Annotated in this window: 20 protein-coding genes; 15 read left to right on the top strand and 5 right to left on the bottom strand. The window is 62.4% G+C overall.

All coding sequences use genetic code 11. The annotated features are described in order from the left end of the window. Positions 1-118: 118 nt before the first annotated feature. From pyk to AB3X39_RS10525, 7 genes are all read left to right on the top strand, one after another. Entirely contained in the window at positions 119-1,561 is a 1,443-nt protein-coding gene (gene pyk / locus AB3X39_RS10555; RefSeq protein WP_369417334.1) for a pyruvate kinase, read from the top strand. Positions 1,562-1,662: 101 nt separating this feature from the next. Further along, complete coding sequence (gene fba, locus AB3X39_RS10550; RefSeq protein WP_369417333.1) at positions 1,663-2,727, top strand: class II fructose-bisphosphate aldolase; 1,065 nt, start codon at positions 1,663-1,665, stop codon at positions 2,725-2,727. A gap of 1 nt (position 2,728) precedes the next feature. Further along, the gene (locus AB3X39_RS10545; protein WP_369417332.1) at positions 2,729-3,637 is read left to right on the top strand and encodes a phosphoribosylaminoimidazolesuccinocarboxamide synthase; all 909 of its coding nucleotides are present in this window, start codon (positions 2,729-2,731) and stop codon (positions 3,635-3,637) included. A 50-nt stretch (positions 3,638-3,687) separates the two neighbouring features. After that, complete coding sequence (locus AB3X39_RS10540; RefSeq protein ID WP_369417331.1) at positions 3,688-4,827, top strand: hypothetical protein; 1,140 nt, start codon at positions 3,688-3,690, stop codon at positions 4,825-4,827. Positions 4,828-4,880: 53 nt separating this feature from the next. Then, the gene (locus AB3X39_RS10535; protein ID WP_369417330.1) at positions 4,881-5,513 is read left to right on the top strand and encodes a hypothetical protein; all 633 of its coding nucleotides are present in this window, start codon (positions 4,881-4,883) and stop codon (positions 5,511-5,513) included. A gap of 18 nt (positions 5,514-5,531) precedes the next feature. Beyond that, on the top strand, positions 5,532-6,170 hold the full coding sequence (locus AB3X39_RS10530; protein WP_369417329.1) for a hypothetical protein: 639 nt from the start codon (positions 5,532-5,534) through the stop codon (positions 6,168-6,170). Between the two features lie 138 nt (positions 6,171-6,308). Further along, the gene (locus tag AB3X39_RS10525; protein WP_369417328.1) at positions 6,309-6,809 is read left to right on the top strand and encodes a hypothetical protein; all 501 of its coding nucleotides are present in this window, start codon (positions 6,309-6,311) and stop codon (positions 6,807-6,809) included. 23 nt (positions 6,810-6,832) lie between these two features. Here the strand turns inward: AB3X39_RS10525 and AB3X39_RS10520 are convergent, their stop codons facing one another. Then, the gene (locus tag AB3X39_RS10520; RefSeq protein ID WP_369417327.1) at positions 6,833-7,774 is read right to left on the bottom strand and encodes a tetratricopeptide repeat protein; all 942 of its coding nucleotides are present in this window, start codon (positions 7,772-7,774) and stop codon (positions 6,833-6,835) included. A gap of 123 nt (positions 7,775-7,897) precedes the next feature. On the opposite strand from AB3X39_RS10520, the gene purE reads away from it, so the two are divergent. The 5 genes from purE (at position 7,898) to AB3X39_RS10495 (ending at position 12,746) form a co-directional block, all read left to right on the top strand. Next, positions 7,898-8,359 carry a 5-(carboxyamino)imidazole ribonucleotide mutase gene (gene purE / locus AB3X39_RS10515; RefSeq protein ID WP_369417357.1) on the top strand — a complete coding sequence of 154 codons (462 nt, stop codon included), beginning with the start codon at positions 7,898-7,900 and terminating at the stop codon, positions 8,357-8,359. After that, positions 8,359-9,573: a 5-(carboxyamino)imidazole ribonucleotide synthase gene (locus AB3X39_RS10510; protein ID WP_369417326.1), complete on the top strand. Its 1,215-nt coding sequence runs from the start codon at positions 8,359-8,361 to the stop codon at positions 9,571-9,573. Before purE ends, AB3X39_RS10510 begins: the two co-directional genes overlap by 1 nt. 8 nt (positions 9,574-9,581) lie before the next feature. After that, positions 9,582-10,553 carry an L-threonylcarbamoyladenylate synthase gene (locus AB3X39_RS10505; protein WP_369417356.1) on the top strand — a complete coding sequence of 324 codons (972 nt, stop codon included), beginning with the start codon at positions 9,582-9,584 and terminating at the stop codon, positions 10,551-10,553. Positions 10,554-10,581: 28 nt separating this feature from the next. Beyond that, positions 10,582-11,583, top strand: coding sequence for a hypothetical protein (locus AB3X39_RS10500; protein WP_369417325.1), 1,002 nt, complete (start codon positions 10,582-10,584; stop codon positions 11,581-11,583). Positions 11,584-11,672: 89 nt separating this feature from the next. Next, positions 11,673-12,746: an SGNH/GDSL hydrolase family protein gene (locus AB3X39_RS10495; RefSeq protein WP_369417324.1), complete on the top strand. Its 1,074-nt coding sequence runs from the start codon at positions 11,673-11,675 to the stop codon at positions 12,744-12,746. Between the two features lie 16 nt (positions 12,747-12,762). Here AB3X39_RS10495 and AB3X39_RS10490 read toward each other — a convergent pair whose 3' ends face one another. Next, positions 12,763-13,044 (bottom strand): SemiSWEET transporter, encoded by a 282-nt coding sequence (locus AB3X39_RS10490; protein WP_369417323.1) that lies wholly within the window; start codon positions 13,042-13,044, stop codon positions 12,763-12,765. Next, positions 13,041-14,495 (bottom strand): D-alanyl-D-alanine carboxypeptidase/D-alanyl-D-alanine endopeptidase, encoded by a 1,455-nt coding sequence (gene dacB, locus AB3X39_RS10485; RefSeq protein ID WP_369417322.1) that lies wholly within the window; start codon positions 14,493-14,495, stop codon positions 13,041-13,043. The genes AB3X39_RS10490 and dacB overlap by 4 nt, the downstream gene beginning before the upstream one ends. Positions 14,496-14,529: 34 nt before the next feature. Between dacB and tsaB the strand changes: the two genes are divergently transcribed. Genes tsaB through AB3X39_RS10470 form a run of 3 tightly spaced genes read left to right on the top strand, consistent with a single transcriptional unit; the run spans position 14,530 to position 16,551 of the window. Beyond that, positions 14,530-15,249, top strand: coding sequence for a tRNA (adenosine(37)-N6)-threonylcarbamoyltransferase complex dimerization subunit type 1 TsaB (gene tsaB, locus AB3X39_RS10480; protein ID WP_369417321.1), 720 nt, complete (start codon positions 14,530-14,532; stop codon positions 15,247-15,249). Continuing rightward, entirely contained in the window at positions 15,246-15,743 is a 498-nt protein-coding gene (rimI, locus tag AB3X39_RS10475) for a ribosomal protein S18-alanine N-acetyltransferase (protein ID WP_369417320.1), read from the top strand. Before tsaB ends, rimI begins: the two co-directional genes overlap by 4 nt. Then, positions 15,730-16,551 (top strand): uracil-DNA glycosylase, encoded by an 822-nt coding sequence (locus AB3X39_RS10470; protein ID WP_369417319.1) that lies wholly within the window; start codon positions 15,730-15,732, stop codon positions 16,549-16,551. Before rimI ends, AB3X39_RS10470 begins: the two co-directional genes overlap by 14 nt. Here AB3X39_RS10470 and hemB read toward each other — a convergent pair. Both hemB and AB3X39_RS10460 read right to left on the bottom strand, forming a co-directional pair. Next, positions 16,542-17,546 (bottom strand): porphobilinogen synthase, encoded by a 1,005-nt coding sequence (gene hemB, locus AB3X39_RS10465; protein ID WP_369417318.1) that lies wholly within the window; start codon positions 17,544-17,546, stop codon positions 16,542-16,544. The two genes, AB3X39_RS10470 and hemB, sit on opposite strands and share 10 nt — an antisense overlap. 232 nt (positions 17,547-17,778) lie before the next feature. Beyond that, positions 17,779-18,561 (bottom strand): DUF2726 domain-containing protein, encoded by a 783-nt coding sequence (locus tag AB3X39_RS10460; RefSeq protein WP_369417317.1) that lies wholly within the window; start codon positions 18,559-18,561, stop codon positions 17,779-17,781. Positions 18,562-18,569: the final 8 nt, after the last annotated feature.

Genomic DNA, 18,569 nt, shown 5'->3' with positions numbered 1-18,569 from the left:
ACCGGAGCAAGGTCTACGGACCTTGCTTGTTCCTTGCATGTTCCTGTCGGGGTCGATAATCGCAAGCCTTACGCTTGCGATTTGATCTTTCATCACGATCCCTACAGGAGACAGCCCCATGCCCCGTCACACCAAGATTGTTGCCACGCTCGGCCCCGCATCCTCGGATCCCGCCGTGCTGGAACGCATGCTCAGGGCGGGCGTGGACGTGGTGCGACTGAACTTCAGCCACGGCAAGGCCGAAGATCACATCGGCCGGGCCCGCTTGGTGCGCGAAATCGCCAAAAAGATCGGCCGTACCGTGGCCATCATGGCCGACTTGCAAGGTCCGAAGATCCGCGTCGGCAAGTTTGCCGAAGGCAAAGTCATGCTCGAAGCGGGCCAACCCTTCGTGCTCGACGCTGGGCGCGTTGAACTGGGCGACCTGAGCGGCGTGGGCCTAGACTACAAGGAGCTGCCGCGCGATGTGAAAGCCGGCGACACCTTGCTGCTCAACGACGGCCTGATCGTTTTGACCGTCACCGCCGTGCGCGGCGAGCAGGTGCATACCGTCGTCAAGATCGGCGGCGAGCTGTCAAACAACAAGGGCATCAACAAGCAAGGTGGTGGCCTGACCGCACCGGCCTTGACAGGCAAGGACATGGAAGACATCAAGACAGCGATGTCCTTCCAGTGCGAGTACTTGGCCGTCTCGTTCCCAAAGAACGCCACTGACATGGAAATGGCGCGTCAGCTGGCCAACGTGGCCGGTGAGCCTTGGCGTCACAAGCCGGGCATGATCGCCAAGATCGAGCGCACCGAAGCCATTCCGCAGCTTGAAGCGATCCTCAAGGCCAGCGACGGCATCATGGTGGCGCGCGGTGATTTGGCGGTCGAAGTCGGCAATGCGGCGGTGCCCGCGCTGCAAAAACGCATGATCCGCATGGCACGCTCGATGGACAAGGTCGCCATCACCGCCACGCAGATGATGGAGTCGATGATCCAGAACCCGGTGCCCACCCGCGCCGAAGTCTCGGACGTGGCCAACGCCGTGCTCGACGGCACCGACGCCGTGATGCTCTCGGCCGAAACCGCTGCCGGCAAGTACCCGGTCGAAACGGTCGAGCAGATGGTGGCCATTGCCATGGCTGCCGAGCAGGCCGAAGAAACCTCGCTGGACGCCGACTTCGTCAACAAGACCTTCTCGCGCATTGATCAATCGATCGCCATGGCCGCCCTGTTTGCCGCCCATCACCTCGGTTGCAAGGCGATCGTCGCGCTGACCGAATCGGGCTCAACCGCGCTCTGGATGAGCCGCTACCGCATCCACGTACCGATCTTTGGCCTGACCAGCCAGCCGGTGTCGCAACACAAGATGGCGCTTTACCGCAACGTGCGCCCCCATCTGGTGGAGCGCATCGAAGACCGTGAAGCCGCCTTGGCCAACGCCGAACAACTGCTGGTGGCCCAGGGCTTCCTCAAGCCGGGCGATACCTACGCCATCACCTGTGGCTCACCGATGGGTCATCCGGGTGGCACCAACTTGCTCAAGGTCTGTCGCGTGGCCGATGAAGGCCGTTGAGGCCGCGTAGCCCCGTAGAATTCACCGGTTTTGCACCCGGAGTTTCAGCGAGGTTACAAGGACGGGTGCTCAGTTTCGCTCCACTTTCTGAGGACTTTCCCATGGCACTCGTCTCAATGCGCCAACTGCTGGACCACGCCGCCGAGAACGGCTACGGCATCCCGGCCTTCAACGTCAACAACCTCGAACAGGTTCAGGCCGTGATGGCCGCTGCCGACGAGGTCGGCGCGCCGGTCATCCTGCAAGCCAGTGCCGGTGCGCGCAAGTACGCCGGCGAGCCCTTCATCAAGCACCTGATCCAGGCTGCGGCCGAGATGTATCCGCACATCCCGCTGGTGATGCACCAAGACCACGGCACCAGCCCGAAGATCTGCGCTGGCGCGATCGACTTGGGCTTCGGCTCGGTGATGATGGATGGCTCACTGATGGAAGACGGCAAGACGCCGTCGAGCTTCGACTACAACGTCGAGGTCACCCGCAAGGTCGTCGAGATGGCCCACAAGGTCGGCGTGACGGTCGAAGGTGAACTGGGTTGCTTGGGCAATCTGGAAACCGGCGATGCGGGCGAGGAAGATGGCATCGGCGCGGTCGGCAAGCTCGATCACAGCCAGATGCTGACGGATCCGGAAGAGGCGGCCACCTTCGTCAAAGCGACGCAGCTCGACGCCTTGGCCATCGCCATCGGCACCAGCCACGGCGCCTACAAGTTCAGCCGCAAGCCCACCGGCGACATCTTGGCGATCAGCCGCGTCAAGGAAATCCACGCCCGCATCCCCAACACCCACTTGGTGATGCACGGCTCGTCCTCGGTGCCCCAAGAACTGCTGGCCATGATCAACCAGTACGGCGGCAAGATGAAGGAAACCTATGGCGTGCCAGTCGAAGAGCTCCAAGAAGCCATCAAGTACGGCGTGCGCAAGATCAACATCGATACCGACATCCGCTTGGCCATGACCAGCGCCGTACGCAAGTTCTTGGTCGAGAACCCCGAGAAGTTCGACGCCCGCGAATGGCTCAAGCCAGCCCGCGAGGCCGCCAAGGCCATCTGCAAACAACGCTACATGGAATTTGGCTGTGAAGGCCAAGGCAGCAAAATCCAAGGTTTGTCACTGGCCGTGATCGCTCAAAAATACGCCGCCGGTGAATTGACTCAAAAGGTACTCTGAGATGACCCAAGCCCTGCACGAATCCAGCCTGAACAGCCTGCCGCTTCTGGCACGCGGCAAGGTGCGCGACAACTACGCGGTCGGCACCGACCGCATCCTCATGGTGGCCAGCGATCGGCTCTCCGCCTTCGACGTCATCATGGGTGAACCCATTCCTGGCAAAGGGGCCCTACTGACCCAAGTCGCGCTGTTTTGGTTCGAGAAGCTGACGGGGATCGTGCCCAATCATTTGACCGGGGACGATCCCGTCAGCGTTGTGCCGGACGCGGAGCAAGCGCAGGTGCGCGGGCGCTCCATGCTGGTCAAGCGCTTGAAGCCCCTGCCGGTCGAGGCCGTGGTGCGCGGCTATTTGGCCGGCAGCGGCTGGAAGGAATACCGTGAAAGCGGCACCGTCTGCGGCGTGCAACTTCCGGCCGGTCTGGGCAACGCCAGCCGTCTGCCTGAGCCGATCTTCACCCCCGCCACCAAGGCCGAGATGGGTGATCATGACGAAAACATCTCGTTCGAACGCATGGTCGGCCTGATCGGCGCTGATTTGGCTGAACGGGTGCGCAGCATCTCCATCCAGCTCTACAAAACGGCCGCTGACATCGCCCTCACCAAGGGCATCATCATCGCCGATACCAAATTTGAGTTCGGTTTGGACAGCGATGGCACCCTGACCCTGATGGACGAAGTGTTGACCCCCGACTCCTCACGCTACTGGCCCGTTGAGAGCTACGCTGCGGCCGTGGCGCGTGGGGAGAATCCGCCCAGCTTCGACAAGCAGTTCGTCCGGGACTGGTTGGAGCAAGCCGAGGTGGATGGTGCCCTCTGGAACAAGCAGGCTCCCGCCCCCGCGCTGCCCAAGGAGGTCATCGAACGGACCGCCGCCAAGTACGAAGAAGCGCGCGCACGTTTGATGGATTAAGCATCCAGCGGCCGAGACGAGCCGCATCCGGTGGTTGAAGGGGGGCGATCATGCGACGGCGACTCGAAGCGCTGGGGCATGCCATTCGGCAAGCCAGTGATCCACGTGACATCTTGCTGCTGGGTGCGCAACGCGCCCTGCTGCTGGCCCGTTTGGGCGACATCTCTCTCGCACGCAGAGATATCCGCGTCATGCGTGAGGCTCCGCTCACCGTGATGGACCCCACCTTGGCCTGTTGGCTATGGCTGGCGGAAGGGGTCACGAACTACTTCGAAAACTTGGCGCCCACCGCCCGAGCGCACATCGCTCGGGCTCATGCCTTGGCCACAGCAACCGCCGCACCCGTGGTGCAAGCGTTGGCATCCGCGTGGCTGGCTCACCTCGATATCGCGGCACAGGACGACCAAGCTGTCGTCACACATGTCGATGAGGCCTTCAAATACTCCGATACAGATCACCACGCCGCCCGTGCCCGTGCAGCCTTGGTGATGGCGTGGGCGTGGCATTTATCCGGCAATGAACACGAAGCCCAGCCGTGGTACAGCCTCGCTCGACGCCATGCCACCGAAGAGGGCGATGGTGGGACCTTGGGTTCCGTGATGCACAACATGGCGGCCTTGCAAGTGATTCGCCTGCGACTCCATGCCATCACCGGCCCCATCGATCGGCGGGCGGCTTACCGTGCGCTTCTCAGTACCGAATCCTCGGCCTTCTTGAATGTCAAGATCCACGCACACGCCCTACAAACACATCTGCACCTTCTACGGGCGCAGATCTTTTTGATGCTGGGGCAAAACGCCGAAGCACTGCGTCTTTACAACAACCATGCGCCTTATGCCTCTCGACAAGGTTTGGCCGAAACGATGGGGCTTTTGCTGGCGGACCGGGCTTGGTGCCTGTGCCAAACCGGGGGAGCCGCCGCACAAGCAGAGGCCAGTTTGGTCGCGGAAGATGCCGCTATCGCCCTCAAGTTCGCCAGAACCGACGAAGAAACAGCCATCGGTCATGCCCAACTGGCCCAAGTCACGGGCTATCTGGGCCATCACAGCGCCAAGTGTCAGCACCGAAATCTGGCTTTGGCGGCCTTGGAGCGACATCAGCAACACAGCAGCGAACGACAACAGTTGTTGAAACGCTCTGATCTAAGTGCATGGGCTCACACCTCAAGCTCTGGTAGAAACACACCTTGAAAGCAGGGGCTGGATCGTTTCGCCGAGACGAGGTCCTGCATACGAGCATTCTCATGGCCCGGATCTGTTCCAAGACGTCGCTCCTGTCCACGCTCAGCTCAGGCCTTGTGTGCTTGGGTCTTGCATTCGGTACAGGCATCTCTGCCGCGCAGGCGCAAAGCAGCGATGCCCGTTTGCCCACCACCCGGCCCGTCTTGGGCATCGGTTTTACCGGCGGAGGTGATTTGCTGGTCCAAGTGCCGTTCAGCGACGGTACGGTCCAAAACATCTACGCCGGACGTCTGGTGCACATGTTTCTCGGCCTGGAACACCAAGTCGCACAAGGCTACTTTTTCCGGGGAACACTGGGCTATCACTCTGATTCGGTCAGCGCCAGCAATGGTTCGGTGTCGTTTTCACGCCTACCGCTGGAGCTGAGCACCCATGTCTATGCGGCAGACCGGGTCACGCTGGGTCTGGGCATGCGCAAATCGCTCAGCCCCTCGCTGGACAGCACCGGCGTGCCCATGCAACCGGTCCCGATGATGGCGGACATGGGTTGGTTCGCGCAAATCGAATACGAACTCACCCCGCAGTTCAGCATCGCTGGACGCACCACGCATGAGACCTTCCACTATCAATCTGGGGGCGTTGATACCCCGATCGATGGCAATCACGTGGGACTTTATTTCAACGTCACGTTCTAAACCCAAAGGCCCAAAACCATGTCAAAGCCCGCCATCTTTTCGATCAAGTTCAGCCGATCCAAACTGATCGCCGCCTTGGGTTTGATCACCGTCACCGCGACAACATGGGCCAATGGGGCCGCCGCGATCGAACCAGGCTTCACACCCAAGCTCCAAGGGGTGTTCGGCCTAGGTTTAACCGTCGGCGGGGATACCTTGGCCCGTTTCACCATGACTGACGGCAGCACCAGCAGCCTCACAGCGGGCGGTCTGTTCCACATCTACGGCGGCGGACGTTATCAGTTCCACCCGCATGGCGCGATCCAAGCCACCCTCGGCTATCAAGCGAGCGATGTCACCGCGAGTAACGGCTCCGCCAGTTTTAGCCGATTTCCACTCGAGGTCATCGGCCAATACCGAGCCAATGAAAAGATTCAGCTCGGCGGTGGTTTGCGCTTGGCCACAGGAGCCAGTTTCAGCACGAGTGGGGCAGCGTCCAACATGACCGGCCCGAACACCTCCCTGACGGCCAACCTTGGCACCGTCCTTGAGGGCGATTACTTCTATGCCGAGAAAGGCAGCTTCGCCCTGCGCTTTGTCAGTGAATCTTTCAAAGGCCCCTACGGACAGACGATCAACGGCTCGCATGTCGGTCTCTATCTCAAAGGCCTGTTTTAACCCGAGCAACAGATGCGCCACCCGAACGGTCGATACGCGCCAGCATGCCTGTTGCTGGCGCCGTTGCTTGTGTTGCTGATGTCGACCCCATGTTCGGCGCAACTCCGGCCTGAGACTTCATGGTCCTCGCTGATAAGCGTGGGGGTCCTCTCCGGACAGCGGGGATTCAGCCAATTCGGTCCAGCCCTACCCGACAAGACACAACTTGGGATCGCCGTCACCTTGGGTATGCGCTATCAGTCCGGGTCAGATGCCGCCCTTAAAGCCACGGTGGGCTACGAGAGCTTGAACTTTGGCTCCGACAAGGCCCTCGTGTTTCAGCATGCCCCGATCGAGCTGATCAGTTCCCTCAAAGTGGCACCCCAGCTTTGGTTAGGGTGGGGCCTGCGACGGACCGTGAAGGCCGAACTTTCAGGATCTACCCAGCCTGCACGACACTTGGCATCGAACACCGGTTTGGTCTTAGAAGCCACCATCCCGATCCTCGTCAAACCCCCCACCCGCCTTCCACCGGAGGGCCGGACTGAACGTGACGCAGTCGGTCTGCGCTACGTTCGTGAGTCGTACCGGGATACTGTCAGCGGGATAAGCCTCAACGCCCCCCACATCAGCCTCTTCTTCCAAGGCTACTGGGAGTAACGGAGCGTCGGCCGAGACGAGGCTCAGAAAATCACCATGCTGAGCCGGCGGCGATATTGGTCGATCACCGGGTCAGCGCTGGTCACCACGGCTTTGCCGGCGATTTCCAAGGTGCTCTTGGCTTCGTTCGCGGCGGGTTTCGGGGCCGGTTTACTCATCAGCTCCAAGATCGCCACGTACGTCTTGCGGGCCAGACCGTCCTGCCACGCTTTGTCGCGCATCAGGATTTCCAGCAGTTCATCCATCGCTTGGGTGTACTGCTGCGCCGCAAACAAGCCTTGGGCCAGAGCAAACCGAGCCTCAAAGTCACGTTTGTTGGCCGCAATCGCCGCCAGCAATTCTTCAGGGTGACGCGCATGGGCTTGGGCCTCCATAGCGCTCAACCAAGCACTCAAGGCGGCGATGCGCTGATCCATCAAGACCTTGCTGGCGATGGGCGCAAAGACGTTGCGAGCCTCTGCGACAAAGCCGTTTTCAAGCAACAACTTGATGTAGTCAAAGCGGACGACATCGTTCTCGGGATCGGCTGCCAAAGCTTGTTGAAGCTTGTCGATGGCCGCGTCCAAAGAATCATCCTCGGCCACCCCTTCCGCTTCGGCCCAATCCGCGTCGGGCGCCATCGCATCAGCACTCGGCACGTGCTTGTCGAGGAACTCGCGGATCTTCTCTTCGGGGATGGCGCCGACAAAGCCATCCACCGGCTGACCGCCGGCAAACATCACACAAAAAGGGATGGAGCGCACACCAAACATCTCACCCAATTGGCTGGAAATGTCTTGCTGCTCATCGGCATTGAGCTTGGCCAGCACGAAACGGCCAGCGTATTCAGTTTCGAGTTTTTCAAGGATCGGACCCAAGCTGCGACACGGTCCGCACCACGGGGCCCAGATGTCGAGCAGCACGGGTTGCTGGAGGGACGCCTGGATCAGGTCGTTCTGAAAATTCTCAAGGGTGATATCGATCATCGTGGGTACCTGGGCCTTGTGGGAGTGTTTTGTGCCGATCGGTCTGGGGGCCGCCTAGAATCTCCCCTTTTTGCTCGACGGGAGTCCGCCTTGAACAGTGCCCAGCCCGTGGTCGGCATCGTCATGGGGTCCAACAGTGATTGGGACACCATGAAGAACGCGGCCCAGATTCTCGCCGACTTCGGCGTGGCTTATGAAGCCCGCGTCGTTTCGGCCCACCGCATGCCTGACGACATGTTTCGCTACGCCGAAGCGGCGCGTTCACGCGGCCTGCAAGCCATCATCGCCGGCGCGGGTGGTGCTGCGCACTTGCCCGGCATGCTCGCGGCCAAGACCTCGGTGCCGGTGCTGGGCGTGCCGGTGGCCAGCAAACATCTGCAAGGGGTGGATTCGCTGCACTCCATCGTGCAAATGCCCAAGGGCATCCCGGTGGCCACCTTTGCCATCGGTGTCGCCGGTGCGGCCAACGCCGCCCTGTTCGCGGTCGCGCTGTTGGCCAACCACGACGAAGGCTTGCGCGCGGCCTTGGACGCCTTTCGAGCCAAGCAAACCGACGTGGCCCGAGCCATGACGCTGGACGATTGATGGATGCTGCTGCCGTGACCTCTTCGCCCTCCACCCCTGTTTTGTTGCCAGGCGTTGTTGGCCCATCCGGTCAACCCACGACCTTGGGTGTGATGGGCGGCGGCCAGCTCGGCCGGATGTTCGTCCACGCGGCCCAAACCTTGGGCTACCGCACGGTGGTGTTGGATCCTGACCCGAGCAGCCCGGCGGGCTTGGTCGCGCATGCGCACATCGCCACCTCCTATCTGGACGGCACCGGCTTGTTCGGCTTGGCCGGCATGGCGGATGCCATCACCACCGAGTTTGAAAACGTGCCCGCCGAAGCCCTGCACGCCTTGGCTGCGCAGCGACCTGTGGCCCCTGGGGCGGCAGCGGTCGCCGTTTGCCAAGACCGCGCCGCTGAGAAAGCACACTTCATGGCGTGCAGCGTGGCGTGCGCACCGCACGCCCTGATCGAAACGCCCGAGCAACTCGCCGCTGTGCCCGACCGCTTGCTGCCCGGTATTCTCAAAACCACCCGCATGGGCTACGACGGCAAGGGCCAGATCCGCGTCACCTCGCGCGAAGATCTCGAAGCCGCTTGGTTGGATCTGAAGCAAGTGAGCTGCGTGCTTGAAGCGCGCTTGAGCCTAGCCTTCGAAGTCAGCGTGATCGTGGCGCGCAACGCCGCTGGCGAGGTGGTTCACTACCCGCTGCAACAAAACCTGCACCGCGACGGCATCTTGGCGGTCACCACCGTGCCCGCACCGGATCTCACCCCGGCCTTGCAGGCCCAAGCGATCACGGCGGCGGAGACCATCGCCGCCCGACTCGGCTACGTGGGCGTGCTGTGCGTTGAATTCTTCGTGCTGCAAGACGGCAGTTTGGTGGTCAACGAGATGGCACCGCGTCCGCACAACTCCGGGCACTACACCATCGACGCCTGCGATGTGTCGCAGTTCGAATTGCAAGTGCGCGCGATGTGCAACCTGCCTTTGGTCGCCCCACGCTTGCACTCGCCGACCGTGATGCTGAACTTGCTGGGCGACCTGTGGTTTGACGCTGAAGGCCGCGAGCACACGCCAAATTGGTCCGGTGTCTTGGCCTTGCCCGGCGTGCATCTGCACCTTTACGGTAAGCACGCCGCCCGCCCGGGTCGCAAGATGGGTCACCTGACCTGCACAGCCGCCACCGAAGAGCAGGTCCGCCAAACGGGTCTGCGGGCGGCGCACATCTTGGGTTTAAGTCGGTGGTGAATGCAACCATGCGCAACGTGATGGAGGCCGCCCAGGCCTTGGCCGAGGGCCATTTGGTGGCTTTTCCGACCGAAACGGTCTACGGCTTGGGTGCGCGCGCGGATCAAGCCCAAGCCGTGGCGCAGATCTTTGCCGCCAAAGGCCGACCCAGTGATCACCCGTTGATCGTGCATGTGGCGGATGCAGCTGCGGCAGCCCACTTTGCTGCTGAACTGCCCCCCGTGGCCCAGCGGCTGATGCAAGCCTTCTGGCCCGGACCGCTCACCGTGATCGTGCCGCGCCGCGCCGGGTTGGCAGCCGAAGCCGCTGGTGGACAAGACAGCATCGGCCTGCGCTGCCCCGCCCACCCGGTGGCCCACGCCTTGCTGCAAGCGGCTGCGGCCTTGGGCGTGATGGGGGTGGCAGCACCGAGCGCCAACCGCTTTGGCCGCATCAGCCCAACCACGGCCGCCCACGTGGCCCGTGAATTTGCCGATCAACCCGAGCTCCTCATCTTGGATGGCGGCGATTGCAACGTCGGCATCGAGTCCGCCATCGTCGATTGCAGCCGAGGTAAGCCCGTGCTGTTGCGCCCCGGTGCCCTTGAACGCGCCGCCATTGAAGCGGCGGCCGGCGAGCCTTTGCACGATCGGGATAAGGCTGCCCCGCGTGCCTCGGGCACCTTGGCCGCGCACTACGCACCGCGCGCCAAAGTCCGGCTGATGTCGGCACACGCCTTGCGCACCGCCTTGGAGCTCCTCGGCCCGGACGAAGCCCGCCAAGCGGGTTTGGCGGTTTATCTACGCACCGTACCGCCACCGACCAAGATGGTCGTGCGGCGCATGCCCAGTGAGGCTAACGCTGCGGCCCGCGAACTGTTTGCCACGTTGCGGGCCCTCGACGACGAAGCCGGCATCCGCCTGATCTGGGTCGAAGCCCCCCCCGAAGACAGCGCGTGGGATGGTGTCCGTGACCGACTCACACGCGCCGCTGCCGCCTGAGCACGAAAGACCCCGAAAGATGAATGCGATGAAGAAACTGTTCTGGCTGCATGCCCTGCTGTTGACCCTCTTGCTCAGCAGCTGCGGTGGCAGCGTGACCCGGGTCGAACCCTTCGTGGCGCAAGCAGTGGTGGTTTTCGGTGATGAGTGGAGCCTGACTCAACCCGATGGTTACCGCTACGGCATCAATGCCTTGGATGCCTCCACCACCCCGGCGACCCTCAGTTGCGCACTGAATCCCGTCTGGAGCCAAATCTTGGCGTCCAACTTTGGCTTCGGCTTCCCGGGGTGCTCTGCGGGCCCCACGGCAACCGTCTTGGCGCAACCCAAAGCCACCGTGGCAGGTGTTGCCACCCAAGTTCAGAACTACACCGGCGGCTTCACCAGCAAAACGTTGATCAGCGTGATGGCGGGCATGCATGACATCGTCAATGCCTATGCCGATTGCAACGCTGGCACGATCACCCCCGCAGGAGCGGTGGAGCAGGTCAAAGCGGCAGGAACCCAGCTTGGTAACCTCATCAACAGCATGGCTGCCGATGGCGTGGGCGGCCGGGTGGTCTTCGTCACCATCCCGGATCCACTGATGAGCCCCAAGGGCATCAGCCCAGATCCGACGGTCAATTTCGGCACCTGTGTCAGCGCCATCCCGTCGGTCGCCCGCACGGGGAAAGATCTGAACTCGTGCGCCGGACAAGGCTTGGCTTGCTCGTTCAACACCGCCCTGCGAACCACCGTGGTCAATGACGGGCGCTACGTGGCCATCGTGACTGCCGATGAATTGACCCATTTGATGACCATCGCCCCCGGCACCTACGGCTTGACCAACATCACCGATCCAGCCTGTGATCCGGCACTGTCGAACATGGCCGCGAATCCGCCGGTGTTCTGCACCACTTCCACCTTGGTGGCTGGCGCAGTGGCCAATCCAACCCTTTACATGTGGTCGGACAACTTTCTTCCAGGGCCCATCGTGCACAGCCGTATCGGTGCAGCCGCTGTGACCCGAGCACGCAACAACCCGTTTTGATCCATCGCTCAACCGCCCTCCACGACCGTGCTACGCTGAAAGCCACCGGGGCCATCTCGGTCCCCGTGGCTTGACGATTGGAGACGATCATGCGTTGGCAAAAACAGGTTCGTGGCTTGGTTTGGGGCACAGTGGTCATCGGCACTTTCGCTGCTGGGCTGGTCGGTTGCGGCGGCAACACCACCCCCTACACCTACAACCGCTTGGTGGTGTTCGGCGACAGCCTGAGCGATGTCGGCAGCTATCGCACGGCGGGTTTGGTCACCACTTTTACCGACGCGGGCAAATACACCATCAACGGGCCCTCTTCGACCATCTGGGTGGAAAACATTGCCACCCAATTGGGGGTCGCGGCCCCTTGTGCCGCACAAACTGGGCTGGAAAGCAGTGGACCTTTAGCAGGGTTTGCTGAGGCCATCGCCAACCACAGTGGCTGCTATGACTACGCCCAAGGCGGCGCCCGCGTCACGGCCACCGTGGGTCCGGGCAACAAAGCGCTGCCTGCACCCGATAGCTACATGGGCAACCTCACGGTCCCCGTCGTGACGCAGATGGATAACCATTTGGCTGTCAGCAGCTACACCAACCATGATTTGGTGACGGTGCTGGCCGGGGGCAACGATGTGTTCATGCAATTGGCAGGCATCGCTTCTGCCACCGTCACACCCGCAGCGGCGATCACCGCCATGCAGCAAGCGGGCGATGAACTGGCCGCAGCGGTTTTGTCCAAAGTCATCGCCAAAGGAGCCAGTCGGGTGGTGGTGGCCAATATCCCGGACATCAGCCTCACACCCTACGGCATCAGCTTGGGAGCCGCCACACAGACGGTGATCGTTCAGCTGGTGCAAGCTTTCAACACCCGTCTCAGCGCGGGGCTGGGCAACAGCAACCGCATCGTCTTGGTCGATCTCTTCACCGAAAGCCAAAAACAAGCGGCCACACCGGCCGCCTATGGTTTAAGCAATGTCACCGCTGTGGCTTGCCCTCCGCCTCCCGTCAATCCAGTGAAGTCCATCGGATGTAACGCCACCACGCTGGTGGCGGGTCAAACAGCGGCCACCACGTACGAATACGCGGATGACGTTCACCCGACGCCCTACGGCTACAAATTGGTGTCGGACAAGGTCTGGGCCGACATGAGCCTGCGCGGCTGGCAACCGTAAAAAGGTCTGGCCGGGATCAATCGGTCCCGGTCGCCTCAAACCAGATCTTCATGGCCAAAATCGTTCCGGCCAACAGCAGCGTGAAAGCGTTGGCGATGATCACGGGCCAAGCGCCGATCAAGCAGCCGTAAACCAGCCAAAGCGCGATGCCAAGGGTGAAAGCCAAGTACATCGGCAGTGAAATGCCGCTGACGTCACGGGTGCGCAAGGTCAGCAGCGTTTGGGGCACAAAAGCCACGGTGGTCAGGGTGGCGGCGATGGAGCCGATGGTGTCGATCCATCCGGGCGAAAGGTTCATGGGGCGCTGGCCGCTGGGGCCATGGAGTCGTCGGGCGGCCAGCGTAGCACGCCCACCAGCAAGGCCTCCAGCACCGCCCGGGCGGTCTCACTTTGAGCCTTGGGGTCATTGAGCATCACCACCACCACCCAACGCTGGCCGGGCTGCGTGCCCTCCACATAGCCCGCCAACCCAGCCACGTTGTCGAGCGAGCCGGTTTTGAGATGGGCTCGCCCGGCAAGGCTGGTCAAGCGCCGCACCGTGGTTTCACCGGCCAAGGGCAAGGAAGCCAGCAGCTCGGGCATCCAAGGTCGCGTCCAAGTCCACTGGAGCAGCTGCGCCAAGCAGTGCGCGCTCAACCGCTCCTCGCGCGACAGCCCCGAACCCACCTCGATCCGCAGGCTCTCAAGCGCACAACCCGCTTGGCTGCGCAGACGCTCACTCACCAGCGCCCGGCTGGCTTCCCATGTGCCCACACCTTGCTGCGCCAGACTCAGGCTCAGAAAAATTTGGTGCGCAATGACGTTGTTGCTGTACTTGTTCATGTCACGCAGCACCTCAGCCAGCGGCGGCGAACTCCACGTCCACCACGGGTTGCGGTTGGCGGGCACCGCCCCATCGCGCACCTTGCCACTCAACTTGCCGCCCAGCTCACGCCACGCCGCTTCCAGCAACCGCGCGTTGTAGCTGGCCGGATCAGCGTAGGCCACCGGCCAGCTTTTTTCGCCGCAGATCCAAGCCATGGCCCCTTTGAAGACCGGCCGGGTCCGGTCGCGCCAATCGGCCTGAAGCAGACTGCGCCAATCACCACACGGTGCTTGGCCCTCGCTCAGGGCCACCTGCGGCGGCAGCGTCACACCCGCCAAGGCGGGTTCGCTCCAAAGCCGGATTTTTTTCAACGCTGCCTCGGGCACAAAGTTGAGCGTGAGGCTCTTGTAATTGAGCATCAACGCATCGGGGCGCACGTTGTAGGGCCGCGATGGCTCAGCATCGAAGGCAGCCGGATCGACCGCTGGGATCTGGAACGCTTGGCGGTCCAGCACGATGTCGCCCCGGATCTCCTTCACCCCGCGTTGCTGAACAGCACGCAGCAACCGTTGCACGCGCTCCACCACCAAGCTCGGATCGCCCAAGCCTTGCACCACGAGGTTGCCGTGCAGCACGCCGTCACGCAACTCGCCGTCAAGGTAGATGGGGGTTGGCCAGACGTAAGTCGGGCCCAGCACATCGAGCGCCACCGCACTGGTGGCCAGCTTCATCAGCGACGCCGGATTGAAGGCCTGATCCGCGTTGTGGGCCAGCCGAGGGGCCTCCGAGCCGACTGGGGCCACCCAGACGGCCAAGCTGCGCGGCTCGATATGCGCCCGAGCTAGGACCGCCAAGACCTCGGGCGGCAGGGGGGCAGCCCGAGCCACAAAGCCCGAAACGTTGAAGAGCAGGAACAGACCCAGAAAGACGCAGCGCAGTGACATCTTGAAAATCATACGCACCGCTACACTGCCGCCGATGACAACGCGCCTCCTTGCCCTCGATAGTTCGACCGAAACCCTGCACTTGGCGTTGTGCGTGGGTGAGGCGGTCCATCGCGTCACCGCCCCCGGCGGGGCCCAAGCCTCCACGACCCTGTTGCCCACAGTGCAACGCCTGCTGACGGATGCCGGCTTGTCAGTGCGCGATCTTGACGCCATCGCTTTCGGACGCGGTCCCGGAGCCTTCACCGGCTTACGCACCGCCTGCTCCGTGGCCCAAGGTTTGGCAGCAGGCGCTGATCGCCCGGTGTTGATGCTCGACACCTTGGCCTTGGTGGCCGAATCGGCCCGGCAACGCGGCGGCCCGCTGCGGGTTTGGGTCGGTTTGGATGCGCGCATGCACGAGGTCTACGCCGCCTGCTGGCACTGGGAGGCCGCCGCCGGCTGGGTGGCCGAACAAAGCGTGGCGCTCTACACCCCTGGCATTTTGGCCGAGCATGTGGCGGCTTCTGGGCTGTGGATGGTCGGCAACGCCTTGTTGGCTTATCCGGAGGCCTTGGCGGCCTTGGGGCGGCCAGAGGGTGCGCTGGCGCAACCGGAAGGGGCCGCGTTGGCAGCCTTGGCACGCGCCGCTTGGGCGCGAGGTGAAGGGCTGGACAGCGCCTTGGCCTTGCCGCTCTATGTGCGCGACAAAGTGGCGCAAACCACCGCTGAGCGCACCGCACAGAAGGTCGCCCCCAAAGGGATCGCATCATGAAACTGCGCCCCATGCTGATGCAGGACGTGGACGCCGTGATGGCCCTTGAAATCCGGGCTTATGCCTTCCCGTGGACGCGCGATCACGTCACCAGCAGCCTCACCACCCCCGGCTACACCGCTCTCTGTCTCGTGAACGACGCGGAGCAGCTCTGCGGTTACCAGATCAGCTTGAGCGGCGTGGACGAGCTGCATCTGCTCAACATCACGGTCGCCCCCGAGCAACAAGGGCGCGGTTTGGCCAGAACACTGCTGGCCGAGCTGCTTGAGCAAGCCAAGCAGCAACGCGCCGAATTCATCTGGCTCGAAGTGCGGCCCAGCAACACCCGAGCCTGCGCGCTCTACGAGCACGAAGGCTTTGAGACCGTGGGCCGACGCCGAGGCTATTACCCCGCCCCACAGGGGCAACGCGAAGATGCGCTCGTGATGCGTCGCCAAGTGATGGCCCACCGGGTTATGGCCCCACACACCGAGGCTGGACATGCGCTGGACTGAACGGCAATGCGCCTTGCTGGGTGAAATCGGCATCAAGGGCTGGTGGCCCACACCGCCCCAAGCGCCGAGGGCCATGCTTGCTCCCCCACCTCCGCCGGCGGCACCCCACCCCAAAGAGAAACCGATCCCGATCACTGTCCCGAGATCCGAACCGGCGCAGCCCGTACCGATCATCCCGCCCGTCGTCGCAGCCGGGCCCACCGCCACCTTGGACTGGCCGGCCCTGCGGGCAGCGGTTGCCGGCTGCCAAGCCTGCTCACTGTGCGAAAGCCGCACCCAAACCGTGTTCGGCACTGGCCATGAACAGGCGCACTGGATGCTGGTGGGTGAAGCACCGGGTGAACAGGAAGACCGCCAAGGTGAGCCCTTCGTCGGCAAAGCGGGGCAGTTGCTCGACAACATGCTGTTTGCCGTCGGGCTTGGGCGGGGTCCAAGTCCACAAGGACAGGACGACCCGGCCCGGCAGGTTTACATCGCCAACGTCCTCAAGTGCCGACCGCCGCAAAACCGCAATCCCTTGCCGGAAGAGGTGCTGCGCTGCGAACCATACCTGAAGCGTCAAGTCGAGCTGGTCCGGCCCCGTTTGATCTTGGCCATGGGCCGCTTTGCAGTGCAGTCGCTCTTGCAAACCCAAGAACCTATCGGTCGGTTGCGCGGCCGGGTGCATCGCTACCAAGGCGTCCCGCTGGTGGTGACCTATCACCCGGCTTATTTACTGCGCAACCCCATCGACAAAGCCAAGGCTTGGGAAGACCTTTGCTTGGCCCGCAACGTGATCCTCGGGCATCAGCCCAGCCATCACCCCTGACGCAACAGGCGGGCAGCGTCGAGCGCGAAGTACGTCAAGATGCCATCCGCGCCCGCACGCTTGAAGGCCAGCAGCGACTCCATCATCACGGCGTCGTGGTCCAGCCAGCCGTTTTGCGCAGCAGCTTTAAGCATGGCGTACTCACCGCTGACTTGGTAGGCAAAGGTCGGCACGCGGAACTCGTCCTTAACCCGGCGCACGATGTCGAGGTACGGCATCCCGGGTTTGACCATCACCATGTCAGCCCCTTCAGCGATGTCGAGCGCCACTTCGCGCAGCGCCTCATCGCTGTTACCCGGGTCCATCTGGTAGACCTTTTTGTTGCTCTTTCCCAAGTTGCCCGCCGAGCCCACCGCGTCGCGGAACGGGCCGTAGAAGCTGCTGGCATACTTGGCGCTGTAGGCCATGATGCGCGTGTGGATGAAGCGCTGCGCTTCGAGCGCTTGGCGGATCGCACCGATACGGCCGTCCATCATGTCGCTGGGTGCCACGATGTCCACGCCAGCTTGGGCATGCGCCAAGGCCTGTTTGACCAACACCTCGGTGGTTTCGTCGTTCAACACATAGCCGGTGTCGTCGATCAAGCCGTCTTGGCCGTGGGTGGTGTACGGATCAAGCGCAATGTCGGTCATCAACCCCAGCTCGGGAAACCGGCGCTTGAGCTCAGCCACAGCTTGCGGGATCAGGCCCTCTGGGTTGAAAGCCTCACGTCCATCGGCGGTCTTGTTGCCCCCCTCCAGCACTGGGAACAACGCCATCACCGGCACACCCAAGGTGACGCATTGCTCGGCGACCTCAAAGAGACGGTCCAAGCTGTGGCGCTGAACCCCCGGCATGGAACCCACGTCTTGGCGCTTGCCCTCACCCTCAAGCAAGAAAACCGGGTAAATCAAGTCCTGCGCACGCAGGTGGTTTTCACGCACCAAGGCACGGGTGAAGTCGTCCCGACGCAGACGACGCGGGCGGTGAAAAGGGAAGCTGTGGGGGAAATGCATGGCAAGGTCCGTTTGAAAGCCTGCGAAATGTGCAGCCATTTCTGGCTCCCCGATTTAGGGGAGAGTCCGTATTGTCATTAGATTCAGAAGTGATATAGTTATTCCTGAGTGGTGCGCCGCAAGGCAGCCACTCCCTGCTTTTCCTCCCTGAGCAGGTGCCTTACCGTGTTGACAGCGTTAAGGCTTCGAAGCCCCAGCCTACGGTTGGGGCTCTTTTTTTTCCAGCCTCACGTCAATGCTTGCGTGAATGGCTTGAGCCCGCTGGCTTCACATGCCCCGGACGATCATCAAACTGCACCGGGCGGGTCGAATGCAACTCATCAAACCACGATGACATCGGCGGAGCCATCGGATCCTCGAATTCATCGCCCATGGGGATGGTGATCGGATTGCTACTCGCTTCCGCATGCACAAAAGGTTCGGCCAGCGGCGGGACAGGATTCCAAGGAGGAATCTCTGGATTGTCCTTCACCAAAGCTTTGCGCACCGCAGCAGGGTCGGGGAGCATCGCATCCCCCCAGATGTGCACGGGGATACCCGCAGCGTGCATCACGCGTTCGACACGACTGCGCCGCTTGCGAGTTCGTTCGGTCTCACTACGGCCCGGATCACGCACATCAATCACAGCAATCACACCCGAAGACAGATCGCAGACCATGAGATCGACGCACACATGACCAATGCGTCGCATCCATTCGCTGTAGGACAGCCGCGTAGGCACGCGCACAAAGCGTGCAATGGGCACCTGCGCCAAAACAAAGTGATCCGGCAAGGCGCGCCTGAGAATTTCCAAAGCATCACGGTGGCGCGGCGTCAACAAACGGGTTCGCTGAGGAACCCACCCGGCGACGGTATCGATCCCATCCAAGATGCGATTGCTACCACCGTGCCCCCCCGAAGGACGCTTACGTCCCTTCCCAAGCTGACTGCGCTGCCATCCCCAAAAGACCAGCACAATCACAAAGCCAAACAACAGCACCTGAAACCAAGGTGTGTTGATCAAAGTCGTCGCCATGGCAACCC

Source organism: Leptothrix ochracea (assembly GCF_041083635.1).
Lineage (GTDB): Bacteria > Pseudomonadota > Gammaproteobacteria > Burkholderiales > Burkholderiaceae_C > Sphaerotilus > Sphaerotilus ochraceus.
This window is presented reverse-complemented; position numbering and strand designations above follow the sequence as displayed.

Coding starts and splice junctions, on each gene's coding strand:
- pyk (WP_369417334.1), top strand. CDS start 119: ATGCCCCGTCACACCAAGATTGTTGCCACGCTCGGCCCCGCATCCTCG.
- fba (WP_369417333.1), top strand. CDS start 1,663: ATGGCACTCGTCTCAATGCGCCAACTGCTGGACCACGCCGCCGAGAAC.
- AB3X39_RS10545 (WP_369417332.1), top strand. CDS start 2,729: ATGACCCAAGCCCTGCACGAATCCAGCCTGAACAGCCTGCCGCTTCTG.
- AB3X39_RS10540 (WP_369417331.1), top strand. CDS start 3,688: ATGCGACGGCGACTCGAAGCGCTGGGGCATGCCATTCGGCAAGCCAGT.
- AB3X39_RS10535 (WP_369417330.1), top strand. CDS start 4,881: ATGGCCCGGATCTGTTCCAAGACGTCGCTCCTGTCCACGCTCAGCTCA.
- AB3X39_RS10530 (WP_369417329.1), top strand. CDS start 5,532: ATGTCAAAGCCCGCCATCTTTTCGATCAAGTTCAGCCGATCCAAACTG.
- AB3X39_RS10520 (WP_369417327.1), bottom strand. CDS start 7,774: ATGATCGATATCACCCTTGAGAATTTTCAGAACGACCTGATCCAGGCG.
- purE (WP_369417357.1), top strand. CDS start 7,898: ATGGGGTCCAACAGTGATTGGGACACCATGAAGAACGCGGCCCAGATT.
- AB3X39_RS10510 (WP_369417326.1), top strand. CDS start 8,359: ATGGATGCTGCTGCCGTGACCTCTTCGCCCTCCACCCCTGTTTTGTTG.
- AB3X39_RS10505 (WP_369417356.1), top strand. CDS start 9,582: ATGCGCAACGTGATGGAGGCCGCCCAGGCCTTGGCCGAGGGCCATTTG.
- AB3X39_RS10500 (WP_369417325.1), top strand. CDS start 10,582: ATGAAGAAACTGTTCTGGCTGCATGCCCTGCTGTTGACCCTCTTGCTC.
- AB3X39_RS10495 (WP_369417324.1), top strand. CDS start 11,673: ATGCGTTGGCAAAAACAGGTTCGTGGCTTGGTTTGGGGCACAGTGGTC.
- AB3X39_RS10490 (WP_369417323.1), bottom strand. CDS start 13,044: ATGAACCTTTCGCCCGGATGGATCGACACCATCGGCTCCATCGCCGCC.
- dacB (WP_369417322.1), bottom strand. CDS start 14,495: ATGTCACTGCGCTGCGTCTTTCTGGGTCTGTTCCTGCTCTTCAACGTT.
- tsaB (WP_369417321.1), top strand. CDS start 14,530: ATGACAACGCGCCTCCTTGCCCTCGATAGTTCGACCGAAACCCTGCAC.
- rimI (WP_369417320.1), top strand. CDS start 15,246: ATGAAACTGCGCCCCATGCTGATGCAGGACGTGGACGCCGTGATGGCC.
- AB3X39_RS10470 (WP_369417319.1), top strand. CDS start 15,730: ATGCGCTGGACTGAACGGCAATGCGCCTTGCTGGGTGAAATCGGCATC.
- hemB (WP_369417318.1), bottom strand. CDS start 17,546: ATGCATTTCCCCCACAGCTTCCCTTTTCACCGCCCGCGTCGTCTGCGT.
- AB3X39_RS10460 (WP_369417317.1), bottom strand. CDS start 18,561: ATGGCGACGACTTTGATCAACACACCTTGGTTTCAGGTGCTGTTGTTT.